The following is a 19,077-nucleotide window of genomic DNA, read 5'->3' on the forward strand; positions in this document are numbered from 1 at the left end:
TGAACGGCGTTGACCCTAGAGGGCGTACTTCTCGCGCAGTTCGATCTTGCGCACCTTCCCCGAGACGGTCATCGGGAAGGCGTCCAGGATCTGCAGCCTGCTCGGGATCTTGTAGTGCGCCAGGCGGCCCTCGCAGTACGCGCGCAGCTCCTCCAGCGTCAGGGGGTCCGCCGCGTCGTCCGGGATCACACAGGCGAGGACCTCCTCGCCGTACTTCTCGTGCGGGACTCCGACGACCTGGACGTCCCTGATCTTCGGATGGCCGTAGAGGAACTCCTCGATCTCGCGCGGGTAGATGTTCTCCCCGCCCCTGATGATCATGTCCTTGATGCGGCCGACGATCTCCACGTAACCGTCTTCCCGCATCACCGCCAGGTCACCGGTGTGCATCCAGCGTCCCGCGTCGATCACCTCGGCGGTCTTCTCGGGCTCGTTCCAGTAACCGAGCATCACGCTGTACCCGCGGGTGCACAGTTCGCCGGGGACGCCGCGCGGCCGGGTGACGCCGTCCACCGGGTCCACGACCTTCACCTCGATGTGCGGCAGCACGCTGCCGACGGTGCCGGTGCGGTGCTCCAGGTCGTCGTCCCGGCGGGTCTGGGTGGAGACGGGCGAGGTCTCGGTCATGCCGTAACAGATCGACACCTGCGCCATGTTCATCTCGGCGACCACCCGTTTCATCACCTCGGCCGGGCAGGGCGAGCCCGCCATGATGCCGGTGCGCAGCGAGGAGAGGTCGTAGGAGGCGAAGTCGGGGAGGTTCAACTCGGCGATGAACATGGTCGGTACGCCGTACAGCGACGTGCACCTCTCCTGCTGGACCGCCTCCAGCGTGGCCTTCGGGTCGAAGGACGGAGCCGGGATGACGACGCAGGCGCCGTGCGAGGTGGCCGCGAGGTTCCCCATCACCATGCCGAAGCAGTGGTAGAAGGGCACCGGGACGCAGATCCGGTCGCGCTCGCTGTAGGCGATCGACTCCCCCACGGAGTAACCGTTGTTGAGAATGTTGTGGTGGGAGAGGGTGGCGCCCTTGGGGAAGCCCGTCGTTCCCGACGTGTACTGGATGTTGATCGGGTCGTCGCAGGACAGCTCGCCGGCGCGGGTCCGCAGGTCCTCGTGGCGATCGGGCGTGGCGCGGCGCAGCAGCGCGTCCCAGCTCGGATCGGCGATGTAGACGGTCTCGCGCAGCTGCGGGCACCTGCGGCGGACCTGCTCGACCATCGCCCGGTAGTCGCTCGTCCGGTGGCTGAGCGAGGCGAACAGCACGGAGATCCCCGCCTGGTTCAGGACGTACTCGACCTCGTGGGTGCGGTAGGCGGGGTTGATGTTCACCATGATCGCGCCGATCCGGGCGGTGGCGTACTGGACCAGCACCCACTCGGGGCAGTTGACCGCCCAGATGCCCACCCGGTCGCCCTTGGCGACCCCGCTCGCGAGCAGCGCGCACGCCAGCCGGTCGACGTCCGAGGCGAACGCGGCGTACGTCCAGCGCCGCCCGGAGGGCACGTCGACCAGGGCGTCGCGGTCGGGCCAGGCGGCCACCGCGCGGTCCAGGTTGGCGCCGATGGTGTCCCCGAGCAGGGTCGTCATGCTCGTCCCGTGCGCGTACGCCGGGCCGGGACCGGACACCGCCGCCGGTCCCGCCGCCTGGACCGCCCCCCGGCCGGCCGGCGCATCCGCGGCGCGGCCGGCCAGCCCGCCGTGCGAGCCGCTCACCGGAAGTCCTCCTCGCGGTACTCGTCCGTCGAGCCGGCCGCCGTGGCCTCGCGCAGCTCGATCCGGCGGATCTTGCCGCTGACCGTCTTGGGCAGCGGGGCGAACTCCAGTCGCCTCAGGCGCTTGTAGGGGGCGAGGACGTCGCGGGAGTGCTCGAACAGCGCCTTCGCGGTGTCGGGGCCCGGCTCCCAGCCCTCGGCGAGGACGATGTACGCCTTGGGCACGGCGAGGCGCAGTTCGTCCGGGGCGGGGACCACGGCCGCCTCGGCGACCGCCTCGTGCTCCAGCAGCGCGCTCTCCAGCTCGAAGGGACTGATCTTGTAGTCGGAGGCCTTGAAGACGTCGTCGGCCCGTCCGACGTAGGTGAGGTAACCGTTTTCGTCCCGGCTGCCGATGTCCCCGGTGCGGTAGTAGCCGCCGGCCATCGCCTCCGCCGTGCGGTCGGGATCGCCGTGGTAACCGGTCATCAGGCCCACCGGACGGGCGGACAGGTCCAGCGCGATCTCGCCCTCCCGGGCGCCCGGCGCGCCCGAGACGGCGTCGAGGAGCTCCACCCGGTAGCCCGGGCTCGGTCTGCCCATGGAGCCGGCCTTCAGTTCCTGGCCAGGGCTGTTGGCGATCTGCACGGCCGTCTCGGTCTGGCCGAAGCCGTCCCGGACGGTGACGCCCCAGGCGCGCCGCACCTGTTCGACGACCTCGGGGTTGAGGGGCTCGCCCGCGGCGACGGCCTCGCGGGGCGGGGTGCGCAGCTGGGTGAGGTCGGCCTGGATGAGCATGCGCCAGACGGTCGGCGGGGCGCAGAACGTCGTCACGCCCGCCCGGTCCATCTCGGCCATGAGACGGGCCGGGTCGAAGCGGGTGTAGTTGTGGATGAAAACGGTTGCTTCGGCGTTCCAGGGGGCGAAGAGGTTGGACCAGGCGTGCTTGGCCCAGCCGGGCGAGGAGATGTTGAGGTGCACGTCGTGGGGCTTGAGCCCGATCCAGTACATCGTGGCCAGATGCCCGATCGGGTACGAGGTGTGGGTGTGCTCCACCAGTTTGGGGCGGGCGGTCGTGCCGGACGTGAAGTAGAGCATGAGCGGGTCGTCGGCGAGGGTGGGGCCGTCGGGCGTGAAGTCGGGCGACGCGCTGTAAGCGTCTTCGTAACGGTGCCAGCCCTCGGGTGCGCCGCCGACCGCGATGCGGGTGTAGTCGCCGGGGACGTCGTCGAACTTGCCGGCGTCCTGCGAGCGGACGAGGACGTGCCGGACCCGGCCGCGTGCGACGCGGTCGGCGAGGTCGGCGGGGCCCAGCAGCGGGGTGGCGGGGATGACGACCGCGCGCAGCTTCATGGCGGCCAGCGCGGTCTCCCACAGTTCCGCCTGGTTGCCGAGCATGACGAGGATCCGGTCCTCGGCGGCGACTCCGCGGGCGCGCAGCCAGTTCGCGGCCCGGTCCGAGCGCTCCGCCAGCTCGGCGAAGCTGAGACGGGTTTCGGAACCGTCTTCTTCGACGATGTGCAGGGCGGTGCGCCCGTTGCCCTCGGCGATGGCGTCGAACCAGTCCAGGGCCCAGTTGAAGCGCTCCGGCCGGGGCCACTCGAAACGCTCGTAAGCGGTTGTGTAGTCCTCGCGGTGCTCCAGCAGGAAGTCGCGGGCTGCGCGGAAGCGCTCCGTCGCCGTCGTCATCGGTCCTCCTCGCTCTCTTGCTCGTCGGCCTCGGGGACGCGCTCGACAGCGGCGCGCCCCTGGGGCACACTCCCGACGCCGGACCATTGCCGGGCGGCTCTCTGCCATCGTGTAATCCGTGATGCAGGTCTCACTACCCCCGAACGGGGGTGTGCGGCACGACGCCGCGCGGAAAGGGCGACAACGTGGCAGCAGACGCAGCCGGAACGGCTCACATCGGCGGGGCGCTGGTGCGGCTGCGGAATGCGACCGGGCTGCCGGTCGCCTTCGGCGGGCTGGTGGAGCCGGGTCGGCAGCGGATGCGGATCAGCGAGTTCAGCGGGGCGGCCGGGCTCGCGCTGCGCGGGCTGGCCGTGACCTCGGGAAACGGGCTGGGCGGCAAGGCCGTGGCGCTGGCCCGGCCGTGCGCGGTGACCGACTACTCCCTGTCGCGGCAGATCAGCCACGAATACGACGCGGCCGTCGCCGAGGAGGGTCTGCGCTCGGTGGTGGCGATCCCGGTGGTGGTGCGGCGCCGGGTGCGCGGGGTGCTGTACGGCGCCCTGCGCACGGCCCAGCCGCTGGGCGAACGCACGCTGACCGCGGCCGTGCAGGCCGCGCGCGACCTGGAGCAGGCGCTGGTGGTCCAGGACGAGGCGCGCGATCTGCTCGCGGCGGCCGAGGCGCGCGCGGCGGCCGCCGGAGCCGGCCGGGGTGGCGGGGGCGGTGAGGCTTCGGCGAGCTGGGAGCAGGTGCGTGAGGCGCACGCGGCGCTGCGCGCCCTGGCCCCGCGGATCGCCGACCCGGTGCTGCGCGGGGAGCTCCTCGACGCCTGCGGGATGCTGGCCCCGGCGGCGCCTTGGGGGCCGGAGCGGCAGCCGGTCGTCCTGGCGCCGCGTGAGCTGGACGTGCTGGCGTGCGTGGCGGCGGGGGCGACCAACGCGGCGGCGGCCGAGCGGCTGGGGCTGCGCGCGGAGACGGTCAAGGGTTATCTCAGGTCGGCGATGCGCAGGCTGGGCGCGCGCACCCGGGGAGAGGCGGTGGTCGCGGCCCGCAGGGCGGGTCTGCTGCCGTAGCGCGACGGCGCCGCATCCCCGCGGGGGACGGCCCGGCACGGCCGCGGCGGGCGCCCGGCGGGGCGCCGGCGAGGAGCGATCACATCAAGCCAGGGAGCCCCCTCACGACAACCGATTATTCACTCACCGTCACCCTGAATTTCCCTATGCGTCACGTTGTTATATCCCTCACCACGCCACGCCTCCGGATTTCAAAGAGTCATTGCCTAGAATTTGGCCCGGACACGACACTCGGAGGGGAGCGGTGACCGTGCGACGGGACTTCAAGGAGCCTGCCAGATGCCGCCCCGACCTGGTCATCGGCAGGGACGAGCTGTACGCGACCGCGCGCGAGCAGCTGACCCGCGGCGGCAGTGTGCTGCTGCACGGCCCGGCCGGAATAGGAAAGTCGACCGTGCTGCGGGCATTGGCCGCGGATTACGGCGACGCGGCGCGCACCGTGCTGCGCTGCTCGGCCACCGAGTCCGAATCGCACCTGCCGTTCCTCGCCCTGGCCGATCTCTTCGGGCTGGTCCTCGACGAGATCTCGGACAAGCTGCCCGCCGCCCAGCGCACCGCACTGGAGTCCGCGCTGACCGGCCGCGGCGAATCGACTCTGCAGCGCGACGGCCTCGCGCTGCGGCTGGCCGTCCTGTCGGCGCTGCGCGCCCTGGCCGCGACGGGCCCGGTCCTGCTCGTCGCCGACGACCTGCAGTGGCTGGACTCGGCCAGCGCCGAACTCCTCGGCTTCGCCGCGCGCCGCCTCGGCGACACCCCCGTCCAGCTGCTCTGCGCGGTCCGCACCGAGGGCCAGGAGTACGACCGCCATCTACGCGCGTCCCCGCCCGACACCCTCGCCGTGCGCCTCAACCCGCTCTCGCGCGCCCAGGTCTCCGCGCTGCTCGACCACCGCGGCTACACCGACCTGCCCCGCTCGACGATGCGGGAGATCCACCGCACCAGCGGCGGCAACCCGCTCTTCGCCCTGGAGCTGGGCCGCGCCCTCGGCGAGAGTCCGACGCCGCCCCGGCCGGGCGAGCCGCTGCCGGTGCCGACCTCGCTGCGCGCCCTGGTCCTCAGCCGTCTCGACATGCTCTCCGCCGAGGCCCGGCGCACCCTGCTGGTGGCCAGCGCGGGCGCCCGTCCCACGCTGGCCCTGCTGCACGCGGCCGGCCGGGAGAACGCCGAGGCCGAGACCGCCCGGGCCGCCGAGCTCGGGCTGCTGGCGACCGAGCCCGAGGGGCCGGCCGTGCGGTTCGCGCATCCGCTGATCTCCGCGGCGCTGTACGCGGAGGCCCCCGCACAGGAGCGCCGGGCCGCGCACGCCGCGCTGTCCACCGCCGCCTCCGACCCCATCGAGCGGGCCCGCAACCTGGCTCTGGCCACCACCGGCACCGACCCCGAGGTGGCCGCCCGGCTCGCCGAGGCCGCTGCCCTCTCCCGCGACCGGGGCGCCCCCTCGGTCGCCGCCTCGCTCGGGCTGCTCGCCGCCCGGCACACCCCGCCGGACGGCACGCCCGCCCCGGACCGGCACCGGCTCCAGGCCGCGGAGGACGCGATCACGGCCGGCGAGGTGGACCTCGCCCGGGACATCGCGCGCGAGGTGCTGACCCGGGCCACCGTGCCCGCCGACCGGATCCGGGCCTGGGAGGTGGTCATCGAGGCCGCCGGACAGGCCCTCGGCGACGTCGACGCCGTCTTCCCGCAGGCCCTGGCCGACGCCGGGGACGACCCCCGGCTGCTCGCCCTGGTCCACTACCACCTCGCCTGGCGCAAGCTGATCGTCGAGGGCGACTTCTCCGAAGCGCGGCAGGAGGCCGCGCACGCGGCGGAACTGGCCGCGCGCGGCGACGACCGGCGCACCGAGCTGATGGCGCTGTCCTTCCAGTCGTCCACCGAGACCCTGATGGGGCATCCGAACGCGCCCGCGACCATCAAGCAGGCGATGAAGGAGCCGCAGGACCCGTATGTGGCCTGCCATCACAACGGCGTCGGCGCGGCCAGGTTCCGCTGGCTGATGATGAGCGACCAGCTGGCCGAGGCCCGTTCGACCATCACCGCGCTGCTGCGCGAGGTGCGCCGGCGCGGCATGGTCGAGAGCGAGGTGCACTTCCAGCGGTTCCTCGCCGAGACGGAACTGCGCTCCGGGCACTGCGGACGCGCCCTCGACCTGGCCCGCGAGAGCCTGCGGCTGGCCCGTGACTCCGGCATCGGCCTCGGGGCCTCCGCGATGCTGGCGTCCCTCGCCGAGGCCTCCGGCGGCGACGTCGACCGGGCGCTGGAGCTGGCCCGGGAGGCGGCGGGGCGGGCCGAGGAGGACGGCGACCAGATGTACCTCTCGCGCGCGCTGGCCGCGCTGGGCCACGCCCAGCTGGTGGCCGGGGACGCGGCGGGCGCGGTCGGCTCGCTGCGCCGGGTGCGGGAGCTGGAGGCCGGTCTGCGCATCACCGACCCGGCGCGCGGCCGCTGGCAGGGCGACCTCGCGGAGGCGCTGGTGCGGGTGGGCGAGCCGGGCGAGGCCCAGGACGTCATCGACGTGACGCGCGAGCACGCGCTGCGGCTGGACCGCGAGAGCGTGCTGGCCGTGCTGGACCGCTCGGAGGCGATGGTGCGGGCGGCGCTCGGCGACCACGAGGCGGCGCTGTCCCGGCTGACGTCCGTTCAGGACCGGCTCGCCAAGCTGGGATACGGCCTGGAGGAGGCGCGGGCGGCGTTCGCGCTGGCCCGGCTGCGCACCCTGCGGCCGGGTACCGGGCCGGGGCCGACGTCGTACGACGAGGCGGCACGGCTGTTCAGACGGTGCCGGGCGCTGCCCTGGCTGCGCCAGGTGGACGAGGCCGCCGCGGAGGGCGCGGCGGCGCAGCAGCTCCCCGTCGTCCGGCAGCAGCCGCCGTCCGACGTGCTGGAGGGGCTGGCCGCGATGGAGCGTCAGGTCGCCGCGCTCGTCATGGAGGGCGCGACCAACCGGGAGATCGCCGCGCGCCTGTTCATCAGCGTCAAGACGGTCGAGGCGACGCTGACCCGGGTCTACCGCAAGCTGGGGATCCGTTCGCGCGTGGACATCGTCCGTCTGGCGGCGGGACGTCACGCGAAGTGAGGAATCGGCGGGACATCGCTCCCGCAGCGGCTACCTACTCCTAGTGGGATTCTCCTGGCTCGTGCGCCGCGCGCGGCGGGCGCACCGAGCGGTTCCGGATCGACGGCCGCGGCCGCGGGCGCGGGTTCTCCGGGGCGACCGAGGGTTTTCCCTGCCCCAACTCCCTTAGGGGGTTCCCTCATTGGGGGGAGCGGTGGCCGAGCCCTAGCGTAAGGGACGTGCCGCTCGCCCGGGCACACGGGGGTCGGTCCCGCGGCCCCCGTGCTCACCCCCACACCCGCGCGACCCCCCACCGGCCATCTCCATCGAGGAGTTCCATGCTCGGGCTCAACCGCGTGAAGAAGACCGCAGCCGTGGTCGCGGCGACCGCCGCCGCGGCGGCGACGGCACTGCTCAGCTCCCCCACCGCTGTCGCGGCACCGCAGCCGATCGTCGGCGGCACGACGACCACGACCACGGCGTACCCGTTCATGATGCAGATCACCGACGCCTCGCAGAACCAGTTCTGCGGCGGCACGCTGGTCTCGGCGACCAAGGTGGTCACGGCCGCCCACTGCATGGCCGGCGAGACCACGAGCAGCGTGCGCGTCGTCGGCGGGCGCACCTACCTGAACGGCACCAACGGCACGGTCAGCCGGGTGAGCAGGATCTGGATCGACCCGGACTACACGGACGCCACCAACGGCGACGACGTGGCCGTGCTGACCCTGTCGACGTCGATGCCGTACACCACGGCGTCGTACGTCTCCTCGTCGCAGACCGGGGTGTACGCGGCCGGCACGACCGCCCGCATCCTGGGCTGGGGCACCACCTCGGAGAACGGCGGCTCCTCCAACCAGCTGCGGACCGCGACCGTCCCGGTCGTGTCCGACTCCAGCTGCAAGAGCTCCTACGGTTCGGACTTCGTCCAGACCGACATGGTTTGCGCCGGATTCACTTCCGGCGGCACAGACACCTGCCAGGGCGACAGCGGCGGTCCCCTGCTCATCGGGGGCGTCCTGGCAGGGATCACTTCTTGGGGCGAGGGCTGCGCGGAGGCCGGTTACCCGGGTGTGTACACCCGGCTGACCACCTTCTCCAGCCTGGTGACCGCGCAGGTCACCTCGTAGCCGGTGCACGGCTGACCCCGAAGAACGCCTGAGGGACCCCTCACCCCCGAGGACCCTCAGGGAACGATCAGGGGGCGCTGCGAGCCTCCACGAGCGGCCCGCAGCGCCCCCTCTCCACGCCCTCGCCGGTCTCCGGTGGGGGCTTCGCGCATGCCGCCCCCGCCGGTCAGTCCCCGGCGGCCCGCACCCGGCCGAAGCGGATGTCGGGGGACTCCCCCGGGTGCAGCACGGACAGCATCCGCTCGCCCTCTTCGAGGACCTCCCGGCGCTGTCGCCGGGTGAGGTCCGTGAAGGGCTCGACGACCAGGGCGTCCGGCTCCCGCCTCCACACACCCGCCAGGAAGCCGTCGACGAGGAGCGTGCGGTGGGCCTGGTTGCCCTGCCAGCTGCGGCCCCACTGCTCGGGCGGGATCACCCGCGTGCGGTCGGCGTGGGAGAGGAGCAGGTTGTCGAACTCGGGGAGGAAGCGCGGCGGGGCCGGGGTGTCGGGGTCGGGGCGGGGGGCGTCGGGGAGGTCGAAGAGCTCGACGCCCTGTTCGTCGCGGAAGACCAGCAGCCGGGGCCGCAGCCGTTCGAAGGCGTCGCGCAGCCGGGTCAGGCCCGCCCAGGTCTGCATGTCCTTGACGGAGGCCGGGCCGAAGGCGGCCAGGTAGCGCAGGACGACGTCGTCCGGGGCGGGCGCGGGTTCGGCGGGGCGGCCGAGCCAGTGCTCCGCGGTGGTGAGCGCGACCTGCCCGCTCCTGCCCCACAGCCCGCGCGGGGTGACCTGGACCAGGGGCAGTCGGCACCGGGCGGCCACGGCCAGGGAGGCCGGATCGGCCTCGGGCCACACGGCGTGGAGGGCCTCGCGCAGGTGCGCCATGGTGCGCGGCTCGGCCTCCACGAGGTCGCGGGCGAGGCCGGCGAGCCGGTCGAGGTCGACGCCGGCGAGACCCTTGCGGAAGTGGGTGAGCTCGCGGTCGCGGGCGGGCTGCACGAACGGGCGCAGGGTCAGGCAGTCGTCCGCCGTGTGGGTGTGGATGGTGGAGCGCATGCTGACGATGCGGACGACCTCGCGGTCGGCCATCAGGGCCGACAGCGCCTCCGGGACGAAGCCGTCGAGGCGGGCGGCGAGCGCGTAGTAGGGGGGTTTCACGTTCTGCGCCTGCAGACCGAGCAGGCGGTGCACAGCGGCCCCCGCCGACAGGGCCGAGCGGCGCAGCAGCAGCTGCCGGTCGAGGGTGGCGCGGTTGAGGGCGCGCACGCCGAGCACGGGGACCGCCGCGGACGTCGTCTTCGTCATGTACGGCAACCTAACGGCGCTGGAGGACGGATTCTGTCCTACAGCCACTGCCCTACAGCGCCCGGCGGACGGGGCTCGATCCTCCCCGTCGACGTCGTATGCCCCCTATATCCTGCTTGGTGATCGGCCCGCCCGGAGATCGGTGTCGGGTGATCGGCCCGCCCGGTGATCCGCCGACGTCGGACGACATCCGCACGACTTCCGCACGACCGCAGTCTCGACCGCAGTCTCGACCGAGAGGCAGCCGCGATGCCCGAGCGCCCCAGGAAGCCCGTCTGGCGCCGCACCCCGCCCGCACCCGCGCCCCCGTCGCGGCCGCCCGGCCCGCCGGCGGCGCCGTCCGCGGTCCCGTCCGAGCCGGCCGGCATCGTCCAGGCCGTCCTGTACCGGGACGGCGTCCGGGTCGCCGCCCCGGCCACGCTCTCGGAGACCTACCGGGCGCTGCACGAGCAGCCGGCGGGCATGGCGTGGATCGGGCTGGCCCGTCCGACCGCGGACGAACTGCACTCCCTGTCCGCGGAGTTCGACCTGCACCCGCTCGCCGTCGAGGACGCGAAGGAGGCTCACCAGCGGCCGAAGCTGGAGCGCTACGGCGACACCCTGTTCGTCGTCCTGCGGGCGGCCCGCTACCTGGACGCGCCCGAGGAGATCGACTTCGCCGAGCTGCACGTCTTCGTCGGGCCCGACTTCGTCATCACCGTCCGGCACGGCGCGGCCCCCGACCTGTCGGCGGTGCGCCGGCGCATGGAGGAGACCCCGGAGCTGCTGAAGCTCGGCCCGGAGGCGGTCCTGTACGCCATCCTGGACGCGGTGGTCGACGGCTACGTGCCGGTCGTGTCGGGTGTGCAGAACGACATCGACGAGATCGAGACCGAGGTGTTCCGCGGCGACCCGGAGGTCTCCCGCCGGATCTACGAGCTCTCCCGCGAGATGGTCGAGTTCCAGCGCGCCACCCGCCCGCTGGTCGGCATGCTGCACGGTCTGATGGCCGGATTCTCCAAGTACGGCACGGACGAGGAGCTCCAGCGCTACCTGCGCGACGTCGCCGACCACGTCACGCACACCAGCGAGCGCGTCGACGGATTCCGCCAGGCCCTCACCGAGATCCTCACGGTGAACGCGACCCTCGTCACCCAGCAGCAGAACGCGGAGATGCGGGCGCTGGCCGAGGCCGGGTTCGAGCAGAACGAGGAGGTCAAGAAGATCTCGTCGTGGGCGGCGATCCTGTTCGCGCCGACGCTGGTGGGGACGATCTACGGGATGAACTTCACGCACATGCCGGAGCTGCGCTGGGTGTTCGGCTACCCCTTCGCCATCGCCCTGATGGCGGTGGTGTGCACCGGCCTCTACTTCGTCTTCAAGCGGCGCGACTGGCTCTGAGCGAGCCGGTCGCGCGGCTCGCCCGGCGCCCGGATCAGTCCGTGGTGGGCCGGGCCAGCCCGTGGTCGTAGGCGAAGATCACGGCCTGGACGCGGTCGCGGGCGCCGATCTTGGCCAGCACCCGGCCGACGTGCGTCTTGACGGTGGACTCCGACAGGACGAACCGGGCGGCGATCTCGCCGTTGGTCCAGCCCTTGCCGACGGCGACGAGGATCTCGCGTTCGCGGTCGGTGAGGGAGCCCAGTCCCGGGTCCTCGGCACGGTCCGCGCGGTGCGCGGGGACGTAGCGGGCGTACTCCTCCAGGAGACGGCGGGTGAGGGCGGGCGCGATGACGGCGTCGCCGGAGGCCACCGCGCGGATCCCGGCGAGGAGCTCCTCGGGGCGCACGTCCTTGAGCAGGAAGCCGCTCGCGCCGGCCCGCAGCGCGGCGTGGACGTACTCGTCGAGGTCGAACGTCGTGAGCACGAGGACCCGGGAGCGGCCGCCGGCGGCGACGATGCGGCGGGTGGCCTCGATGCCGTCCATGCCGGGCATGCGGACGTCCATCAGGACGACGTCCGGGCGCAGTTCGGCCGTCTTGCGGACGGCCTCGGCGCCGTGCGCGGCTTCGCCGACGACGTCGGTCTCGTCGACGGAGTCCAGGAGGATGTGGAAGCCGTAGCGCTGCAGCGGCTGGTCGTCCACGATGAGGACGGTGGTCATCGCCCACCGCCGCGGGGCGTGAGATCGAGGACGGCCTCGACGCTCCATCCTCCGCCGCCGGTCGGCCCCGCGCTGACGGTTCCGCCGTACAGAGCCGCTCTCTCCCGCATGCCCACCAGGCCGTGTCCTTCCTCGTTCGGCGGCCCGTACCGTGCGGCCGGGCCGGTGTCCTGGACCCGGATGCTCAGCCGGGCGCCCGTCACGACGACGGCCAGGTGCACCCGGGCGTCGTCGGCGGCGTGCTTCATGGTGTTGGTGAGGGCCTCCTGGACGATGCGGTACACCGTCAGCTGGACCCCGCCGTCCAGGGCCTCGACGTCGCCGGAGGTCCGGTAGACGACCTCCAGTCCTGCGGCGCGCACCGTGGCGCACAGCGCGCCGATGTCCGCGATGCCGGGCTGCGGGCTGAGCTCGGGCCCGCCCGCGGGGGCGTCCGCGGCCTCGCGGAGCACGCCGAGCACGCGCCGCAGCTCGCCGAGGGCCTGCCGGCCGGTGTCGCCGATGAGCTGCAGGGCCTCCTTGCCCCGTTCGGGGGCGGCGTCCGTGGCGTAGGCGCCGGCGTCGGCGAGCGTGATGATGACGGACAGGTTGTGGCCGACGATGTCGTGCATCTCGCGGGCGACCCGGGTGCGTTCGGTGGCGGTGGCCAGTCTGCTGCGCTGGTCGCGCTCTATCTCCAGCCGGGCCGCCCGCTCCCGCAGACCGGCCAGCTGGGCCCGCCGGATGCGCACCACGAGACCGAGTGCGAGCGCCGCCGTCGCCGTGCTCAGCAGGAAGAACAGCGCGTCCCACACGGACACGGACGAGGACGCGCGGACCGCGACCAGCGCCATCGCGCCCGCCATGGCCGCACAGGCCCACGGCAGCTGCCGCAGCCTCCCGTGCAGGGCCAGGCTGTACAGGGCGATGAAGAGGGCGATGTCCGCGCGCAGCGCCGCGCCCAGGGACCATTGCAGGACGAACACCGCGGCGATGACGCCGAAGGCCGCCACGGGCGCCCGCCGCCGCCACAGCAGCGGCAGGACGAGGCCGGCCTGCAGGGCCAGCATGCCCGCGACGGGCAGCCGGGTGAAGGCGAGCCGGAAACGCCGGGGGCCGTCGCCGTCGTCCGCCCCGACGTGGAGCAGGTCCGGCAGGCAGAACATCAGGAAGACCACGATCACGACCGCGGTGTCGAGCACCCACGGGTGCGCCCGGTCGGCCTGCCGCAGCCGCTGGCCGCCCCGGGACAGCCGGGCGACCAGCGGCCCCATCCCGCCGATGTCGTCGGTGGCGGTCGTCAAGGAGTCGCCCATGGTGCGGGCGTCAGGCGTCGGTGCGCGCGAGCCGGTACGCCGCGCCGCCCAGCGCCAGCGCCGTCCAGCAGACGAAGACCAGCAGTCCGGCGCCCGGCGACAGGGCGGTGGAGTCGTGGGTCAGCGCGAACATCGACTCCCCCGCGTTGGACGGCAGATAGGGGCTGATGTCGTTCTGCCAGGAGCTGGGCAGCAGGGAGATCAGCCCCGGGATCAGCATCAGGGCGGCCACCAGCACCGAGATCCCGCCGGCCACCGACCGCAGCAGCGCGCCCAGCGCGGCCCCGATCACGCCGACCAGACCCAGATAGAGCCCGGCGCCCAGCAGGCTGCGCAGCACTCCCGCGTGCGACAGGCTCATCGCGGCCGGCGTCCCGGAGACGATGCCGCTGCCGAAGCCGAAGGCGACGAACGCGCCGAGGGTGCCGACCACCAGCGCGACCAGCCCGAACACGGCCGCCTTGGACCACAGCACCGGCAGCCGGCGCGGCACGGCCGCCAGCGTCGAGCGGATCATCCCGGTGGAGTACTCGCCCGCCGTGACCAGCACGCCGAGCACCCCCAGGGCCAGCTGGGCGAAGTTCGTGCCGAAGAGGGACAGGCTGACGGCCGTCGAGGCGGCGAAGTCCGGGTCCATGTGGGCGGAGCCGATCTCCGACTTGTAGCGGCTCGCCGCGATCAGTCCGAAGGCCACCAGGAACAGCAGGCCCAGGCCCAGGGTGATCCAGGTCGAGCGCAGCGACCACAGCTTGGCCCACTCGGAGGCGAGCACGCGCCGTCCGGTCACCCGGTAGGCGGGGCGGGCGGGGGTGGTGCGGGGTTCCTCCGCGGTTGCGGTGAGGGTGCTCATGCGGGCCTCCCGAGGGTGTCGATGCCGGTCGTGGCGCCGTGGTACTCCACGGCGTCCCTGGTCAGGTCCATGAACGCCTCCTCCAACGACACGGACCTGGCGCTCAGCTCGAACAGCGCGATGCCGTGTTCGGCGGCCTTCAGTCCGATCTCGCGGGCGGTCAGCCCGGTCACCTGGAGCTCCTCGGAGCCGATCCGGCCGGTGACGTCGACGCCCGGCCCGGCCAGCACGTCCCGCAGCCGCGCCGGGTCCTGCGTCGCCACCTTCACCGTGTCGCCCCCCGCCTCGCGGATCAGGTCCGCCACGGTCGTGTCCGCGAGCAGCCGCCCGCGTCCCACGATGATCAGATGGTCCGCGACCAGCGCCATCTCGCTCATCAGGTGCGAGGACACGAACACCGTCCGCCCCTCGTCGGCGAGCCCCTTGAGCAGGTTGCGGATCCAGAGCACGCCCTCCGGGTCCAGCCCGTTGACCGGCTCGTCCAGCATCACCGTCTGCGGGTCGCCCAGCAGCGCCGCCGCGATGCCCAGCCGCTGGCCCATCCCGAGGGAGAAGGCCCCGGCCCGCTTCTTCGCCACGCTGCCCAGGCCGGCGAGGTCGATGACCTCGTCGACCCGGCCGCCCGGAATGCCGTGGGTCAGCGCCAGGGCCCGCAGGTGCTGGTAGGCCGAGCGGCCCGGGTGGACCGACTTCGCCTCCAGGAGCGCGCCCACCTCCTGCAGCGGGGCCCGGTGGCGGGCGTAGGGGTGGCCGTTCACGGTGACGGAGCCGCTGGTCGGGGCGTCCAGACCGACGATCATGCGCATGGTCGTCGACTTGCCCGCGCCGTTGGGCCCCAGGAAGCCGGTCACCGTGCCGGGCTTCACCACGAAGTCCAGCCCGTCGACGGCCGTCTTCTCGCCGTACCTCTTGGTCAACCGCTGTGCGTCGATCATTCGCGTTCTCCCTGTCGGGGGTCCGGCGCCCACACCTGCGACGCCTCACCCGCAACGCTAAGGTCCGGTTCACCCCGATCCGGTGGTACCGCGAGGCTGAACCGCGCGCGGCGCGTAGTACCCCGGTACCACTGCGGCTACGAACCACTACGAACCACTACGAACTACTGCGCACCACTGCGCACCACTGCGCACCGCAACGAACCAATACGACCTGTACGAATCGTACGACCCGTACGACCCGTATAACCCATACGTCCACTGCGACGCCTGCGACGCCTGCGACGACTCCTACGCACCCTCTCGGCGGGGCAGCCCGTGCGCCCGTCCGGTCACGGGCCCTCCTCGCCCTGGGCGATCTCGACCTCGTGATGGAAGTCGACCACACCGGCCGTTCCGGCGGCGACGGACAGGATCGCGCAGGCCACCAGCAGGGACGCGGTGCGGCGCTTGGCGCGCGAGCTCCCCCGGGACGGTTGCAGGAGGGCGGCGACGCGCCGGGGCACGGGGCCGGTCGTCGCCGCGGGCGCGAAGTCCGGGCGGGTGGAAGGGAAGGCCTGGCCGGCGAGGGCGGCGCGGGCGATGGCCGTGGCGATCAGACGCCGGTCGCCGGTGACCTCGGCGGCGGCCTCGTCGGCGGCCCGCTCGGCGGCGAGCCGGATGGCGTCGCGGGTGGCGCGCAGCGCGGGGTGGCCGTGGGCGGCGAGCTCGGCCGCGGCCAGGAAGTAGTGGTGGCCGGCCCGGTTGTGGGCGCGTTCGTGCGCGAACAGGGCCTCGCGCTCGGCGGGGCCGAGACTGCGCAGCATGCCGGTGGTGACGACGATGCGGTGGGGCCGTCCGGGCAGGGCGTACGCGTCCGGGTGGGGCGATTCGACGACGCACAGATCACCGGCGGCGGGACGGCGGTCGGCCTGCGTGCGGGCGGTGCGGAAGGCGCGGGTCTGCCGGAAGGCCGAGCGCACGAGCGTCCACACGCTGAGCGTGAGCACCCCGGTGGCCGCCATGGCCGCGGGGAGGAGGACGTAGTCCGAGGGGGTGCGCAGGGGATGGACGAGTTCGCCGAGGGCGGCGAACGCGGGAAACGTGAGCAGCCCGGCCAGGATCAGGGCTCCGAGGGCGGCGACGCAGGCTCCCGCCAGCGCCAGGGTCGAGGCGGTGAGGACCCACAGCGCGGTGGCGGGAGCCAGGCGGTCCACGGTGCGGCGGGCGAGCGTCGGCGCGAGGAAGGGCAGCAGCAGCGGGACGAACAGCAGGGCGATCACCGTTCGTCCCCTTCCAGGAGGCGGCGCAGGTGCTGCTCGTCGCCCGGACTGAGCTGGGCGACGAAGCGGGCCAGAACCGTCTCCCGGTCGGTGTCGCGGTCGAGTTCGGTGTGCATGCGCCGGGCGGTCAGGCCGGGCGCGTCCTGCACCGGGAGGTAGGCGTAGCCGCGGCCCTGCCGCTCACGGCTGACGACGCCCTTCTCGTGCAGACGGGTCAGTATCGTCGCCACCGTGGTCCGGGCCAGGCCGGATCCGAGCTCGGTCTGCACCCGCCCGGGCGTGAGCGGGGCCCCGGCCGCCCACAGCGCCGCCATGACGGCGGCTTCGAGCTCGCCGGCCGGCCGCCTCTCGTCCCTCGCATCGGCATCGGTCATGGGAACGTTCCTCATTCCACCATCGTCTACAGTGCAGTAGACCGTCTACATGATTGTAGTCATTCGTCGGATGCCGCCGTGCCGCCGTGGCGCCGCGTCCGACGGTCCGGAAGAAGGAGGAAGGGGCTCCCGACGATGACCACAGCCATGCACCTATCGTCGCAGCTCGCTGTCAACGTGTTGGATGCCCGGTCGCCGCTGGGCGCGTTCGGCGTGCTGGGTGTGGGCGTGGTGCTGTTCGCCGAGACCGGGCGACCTCGTGAAACGCGGTGACCTCGCCGAACTGGCCGGCAGCTGCGGCCTCGGCGCGTGGACGGCGTTCGGCGTGCTCACCGTGGTCGTGGTGGGACACGACGGCATGCCGCTGTTCGGGGACGCCGACCTCCTGTCGTGGTGCGTCGCCCACCGGCCGGACGTGGCGGTGGCGTTCGCCCGGGGAGTGACCGCCACCGGGACGGGCGTCGTCCCGTACACGCTGGCCTCGCTGGCCGGGGTCGTCGCGGGACGCACCCTCCGGCAGCGCGCGCTCGCCGTCGCACTCAGCCTGGCCTGCCTGGGAGCAGGCCAGGCGCTGCGGTACGCGGTGATGACGCTGGTCGCCCGGCCCCGGCCGCCCCTGACGGACTGGGCGACGCACGCGTCGGGGTGGGCGTTCCCTTCCGGTCACACCACCACGTCGGCCCTCACCGCCGGGCTGCTGATCATCGCCGTCCGCATCCGCGCCCCGCGCGGCTGGAGGGCGCTCGCCCTGGCCGTCGGCTGCTGGGGCGTGCTGGTCGGACTGAGCCGCGTCTATCTCGGGGTGCACTGGTTCACCGACGTCGTCGGCGGCTGGCTCTTCGCCCTCGGCTGGCTGGGCCTGTGCCTGGGCGCCGCGAGCCGGTGGCTGCCCCGGGAATGGACCCCCGGAACCCCGGAGCCGACGGACGCGACGACGCCGTGAGCCGAGCCCAGCCCCCTTCGGACAAGCTCCGGGAATACCCCGTGGGGGTATAGCGTTGACGATAGTGCTCTCGGACTGCGCGCCGCACTCCGCGGGGACACTTCGACGGAACGCTCTGAGGTATTGGGGGAAGGCCATGAAGGACAGCGCTGCTCACGACACCGGAACCGCACACGACCACGCCGCCCACGAGGTCCACCACAGCCACACGAACCAGGGGCAGGTGGGGCAGGACCTACACGGCGGGGCGTCCTGGGGAACCGCGGTCAAAGCGACCCTGCACTGCCTCACCGGATGTGCCGTGGGCGAGATCGTCGGCATGGTCATCGGGACCGCCCTCCTGTGGGGCAACGTGCCCACCATGGTCCTGGCGATCGCGCTGTCGTTCGTGTTCGGCTACTCCTTCACGCTGTTCGCGGTACGCCGGGCCGGTCTGGACCTCAGGTCCGCCGTCCGGGTGGCGCTGGCCGCCGACACCGTCTCGATCGCCGTGATGGAACTGGTCGACAACGGGATCATCGCCCTGGTCCCGGGCGCCATGAACGCCCACCTGGACGACGGGCTGTTCTGGTCCACGCTGCTCGGCGGCTTCGCCGTCGCCCTGCTGATCACCACCCCGGTCAACAAGTGGATGATCGGCCGCGGCAAAGGCCACGCGGTGGCCCACGCCCACCACTGAGACACCACCGAGCCGGGCTCGACGCCTGCGTGACCCCGACCCCCGACCCCCGGGTGCTGCACGGGCCAGGGGTCGGGGGTCGGGGTCACGCGGGCACGGGCGGAGTCAGTCGTCCCCGGCGCGCTCCTCGGAGTGGTCCTCGCCCCGGCCGTCGGCCTTGGCGACCAGGGCCGCGTACGACAGCTGGAGGGCATCCGCTCCGGCCAGGGCGGCGAGCGCGCCCATGGCGGTGCCGGTGGCGCGCGGCCAGATCAGCCGGCCGGCGGTCAGCGTCGAGACGACCCACACGCTCAGGCAGAACGGGCAGGTCAGCAGCTCACCGACGGTGTCCTTGCCGTCGCCGGCCCGCGCCTCCTCATGCAGTTCGGCCGGACCCTGCGGACCGACGTAGCGCGTGAAGGGAGCCCGCAGCGGACTGGTCACCGACGCCTTGCTCAGCAGCCGGCTGAGCCGGAAGGCGGCCACCGCTGTCAGCGCCACGTCCCAGGGCGCGGGCCGCTCGGGCACCGGGCGACCCAACAGCCGCACCGCCGTCGCCCAGGCCGAGGTGTACACCCCGAATCCGACCATGGCCGCGAGATAGCCTTCCAGCGGTCGCTCCTGCCCCGCCGAGTAGTCCCGCTTCGTACGGCGCAGAAATCCGTGCAGACCTCGGGCGAAACGGTTGTCGGTCGCCGGGCCCATGAGCAGTCCCCGCTCCCGTCCCGTCGGCCCACCCTGCCTTCTCTGTGTCATCGCTCGCACGTTCCCC

General features: G+C 73.2%; 16 protein-coding genes and 1 pseudogene. 7 read left to right on the plus strand and 10 right to left on the minus strand.

Translation table 11 applies throughout. The annotated features are described in order from the left end of the window. Nucleotides 1-15 precede the first annotated feature (15 nt). Nucleotides 16-1,590, minus strand: a complete 1,575-nt coding sequence (locus Sri02f_RS11440) for an AMP-binding protein (RefSeq protein WP_109001235.1) — start codon at nucleotides 1,588-1,590, stop codon at nucleotides 16-18. A gap of 122 nt (nucleotides 1,591-1,712) precedes the next feature. Further along, on the minus strand, nucleotides 1,713-3,383 hold the full coding sequence (locus Sri02f_RS11445) for an AMP-binding protein (RefSeq protein ID WP_109001038.1): 1,671 nt from the start codon (nucleotides 3,381-3,383) through the stop codon (nucleotides 1,713-1,715). Nucleotides 3,384-3,568: 185 nt separating this feature from the next. Here Sri02f_RS11445 and Sri02f_RS11450 point away from each other — a divergent pair, with 185 nt between their 5' ends. The 3 genes from Sri02f_RS11450 to Sri02f_RS11465 all read left to right on the plus strand — a co-directional run bounded on the left by Sri02f_RS11450 (nucleotide 3,569) and on the right by Sri02f_RS11465 (nucleotide 8,623). Continuing rightward, the gene (locus tag Sri02f_RS11450; protein WP_109001236.1) at nucleotides 3,569-4,438 is read left to right on the plus strand and encodes a helix-turn-helix transcriptional regulator; all 870 of its coding nucleotides are present in this window, start codon (nucleotides 3,569-3,571) and stop codon (nucleotides 4,436-4,438) included. A 244-nt stretch (nucleotides 4,439-4,682) separates the two neighbouring features. Beyond that, nucleotides 4,683-7,514: a helix-turn-helix transcriptional regulator gene (locus Sri02f_RS11455; RefSeq protein ID WP_109001039.1), complete on the plus strand. Its 2,832-nt coding sequence runs from the start codon at nucleotides 4,683-4,685 to the stop codon at nucleotides 7,512-7,514. Between the two features lie 317 nt (nucleotides 7,515-7,831). Further along, nucleotides 7,832-8,623: a S1 family peptidase gene (locus Sri02f_RS11465; protein WP_109001041.1), complete on the plus strand. Its 792-nt coding sequence runs from the start codon at nucleotides 7,832-7,834 to the stop codon at nucleotides 8,621-8,623. Nucleotides 8,624-8,789: 166 nt separating this feature from the next. Here Sri02f_RS11465 and Sri02f_RS11470 read toward each other — a convergent pair whose 3' ends face one another. Then, nucleotides 8,790-9,905: a winged helix DNA-binding domain-containing protein gene (locus tag Sri02f_RS11470; protein ID WP_109001042.1), complete on the minus strand. Its 1,116-nt coding sequence runs from the start codon at nucleotides 9,903-9,905 to the stop codon at nucleotides 8,790-8,792. 249 nt (nucleotides 9,906-10,154) lie between these two features. On the opposite strand from Sri02f_RS11470, the gene Sri02f_RS11475 reads away from it, so the two are divergent. Further along, the gene (locus Sri02f_RS11475; RefSeq protein ID WP_109001043.1) at nucleotides 10,155-11,285 is read left to right on the plus strand and encodes a magnesium and cobalt transport protein CorA; all 1,131 of its coding nucleotides are present in this window, start codon (nucleotides 10,155-10,157) and stop codon (nucleotides 11,283-11,285) included. A gap of 34 nt (nucleotides 11,286-11,319) precedes the next feature. Here Sri02f_RS11475 and Sri02f_RS11480 read toward each other — a convergent pair whose 3' ends face one another. The 6 genes from Sri02f_RS11480 to Sri02f_RS11505 form a co-directional block, all read right to left on the minus strand. Beyond that, nucleotides 11,320-11,988 carry a response regulator gene (locus Sri02f_RS11480; RefSeq protein WP_109001044.1) on the minus strand — a complete coding sequence of 223 codons (669 nt, stop codon included), beginning with the start codon at nucleotides 11,986-11,988 and terminating at the stop codon, nucleotides 11,320-11,322. Next, entirely contained in the window at nucleotides 11,985-13,283 is a 1,299-nt protein-coding gene (locus Sri02f_RS11485; protein WP_109001045.1) for a sensor histidine kinase, read from the minus strand. Before Sri02f_RS11485 ends, Sri02f_RS11480 begins: the two co-directional genes overlap by 4 nt. Before the next feature lie 10 nt (nucleotides 13,284-13,293). Further along, on the minus strand, nucleotides 13,294-14,133 hold the full coding sequence (locus Sri02f_RS11490) for a hypothetical protein (RefSeq protein ID WP_109001046.1): 840 nt from the start codon (nucleotides 14,131-14,133) through the stop codon (nucleotides 13,294-13,296). After that, nucleotides 14,130-15,068, minus strand: a complete 939-nt coding sequence (locus Sri02f_RS11495) for an ABC transporter ATP-binding protein (protein WP_109001047.1) — start codon at nucleotides 15,066-15,068, stop codon at nucleotides 14,130-14,132. Before Sri02f_RS11495 ends, Sri02f_RS11490 begins: the two co-directional genes overlap by 4 nt. A gap of 332 nt (nucleotides 15,069-15,400) precedes the next feature. Next, nucleotides 15,401-16,330, minus strand: coding sequence for a M48 family metalloprotease (locus tag Sri02f_RS11500; RefSeq protein ID WP_109001048.1), 930 nt, complete (start codon nucleotides 16,328-16,330; stop codon nucleotides 15,401-15,403). Next, nucleotides 16,327-16,704, minus strand: a complete 378-nt coding sequence (locus Sri02f_RS11505; protein ID WP_109001049.1) for a BlaI/MecI/CopY family transcriptional regulator — start codon at nucleotides 16,702-16,704, stop codon at nucleotides 16,327-16,329. Before Sri02f_RS11505 ends, Sri02f_RS11500 begins: the two co-directional genes overlap by 4 nt. Before the next feature lie 135 nt (nucleotides 16,705-16,839). On the opposite strand from Sri02f_RS11505, the pseudogene Sri02f_RS41175 reads away from it, so the two are divergent. From Sri02f_RS41175 to Sri02f_RS11515, 3 genes and pseudogenes are all read left to right on the plus strand, one after another. After that, nucleotides 16,840-16,956, plus strand: a pseudogene (locus Sri02f_RS41175) (DedA family protein); the annotation flags it as partial. 7 nt (nucleotides 16,957-16,963) lie between these two features. Beyond that, a complete protein-coding gene (locus Sri02f_RS11510; protein WP_109001050.1) occupies nucleotides 16,964-17,647 on the plus strand; it encodes a phosphatase PAP2 family protein in 684 nt (227 codons plus the stop codon). A gap of 136 nt (nucleotides 17,648-17,783) precedes the next feature. Further along, entirely contained in the window at nucleotides 17,784-18,326 is a 543-nt protein-coding gene (locus Sri02f_RS11515; RefSeq protein WP_109001051.1) for a DUF4396 domain-containing protein, read from the plus strand. Between the two features lie 105 nt (nucleotides 18,327-18,431). On the opposite strand, the gene Sri02f_RS11520 is transcribed toward Sri02f_RS11515, so the two are convergent. Beyond that, a complete protein-coding gene (locus Sri02f_RS11520) occupies nucleotides 18,432-19,061 on the minus strand; it encodes a DUF1360 domain-containing protein (protein WP_245970599.1) in 630 nt (209 codons plus the stop codon). Between the last annotated feature and the right edge of the window lie 16 nt (nucleotides 19,062-19,077).

The organism is Streptomyces rishiriensis, assembly GCF_003112535.1.
In the GTDB taxonomy this organism is placed as follows: Bacteria; Actinomycetota; Actinomycetes; order Streptomycetales; family Streptomycetaceae; genus Streptomyces; species Streptomyces rishiriensis.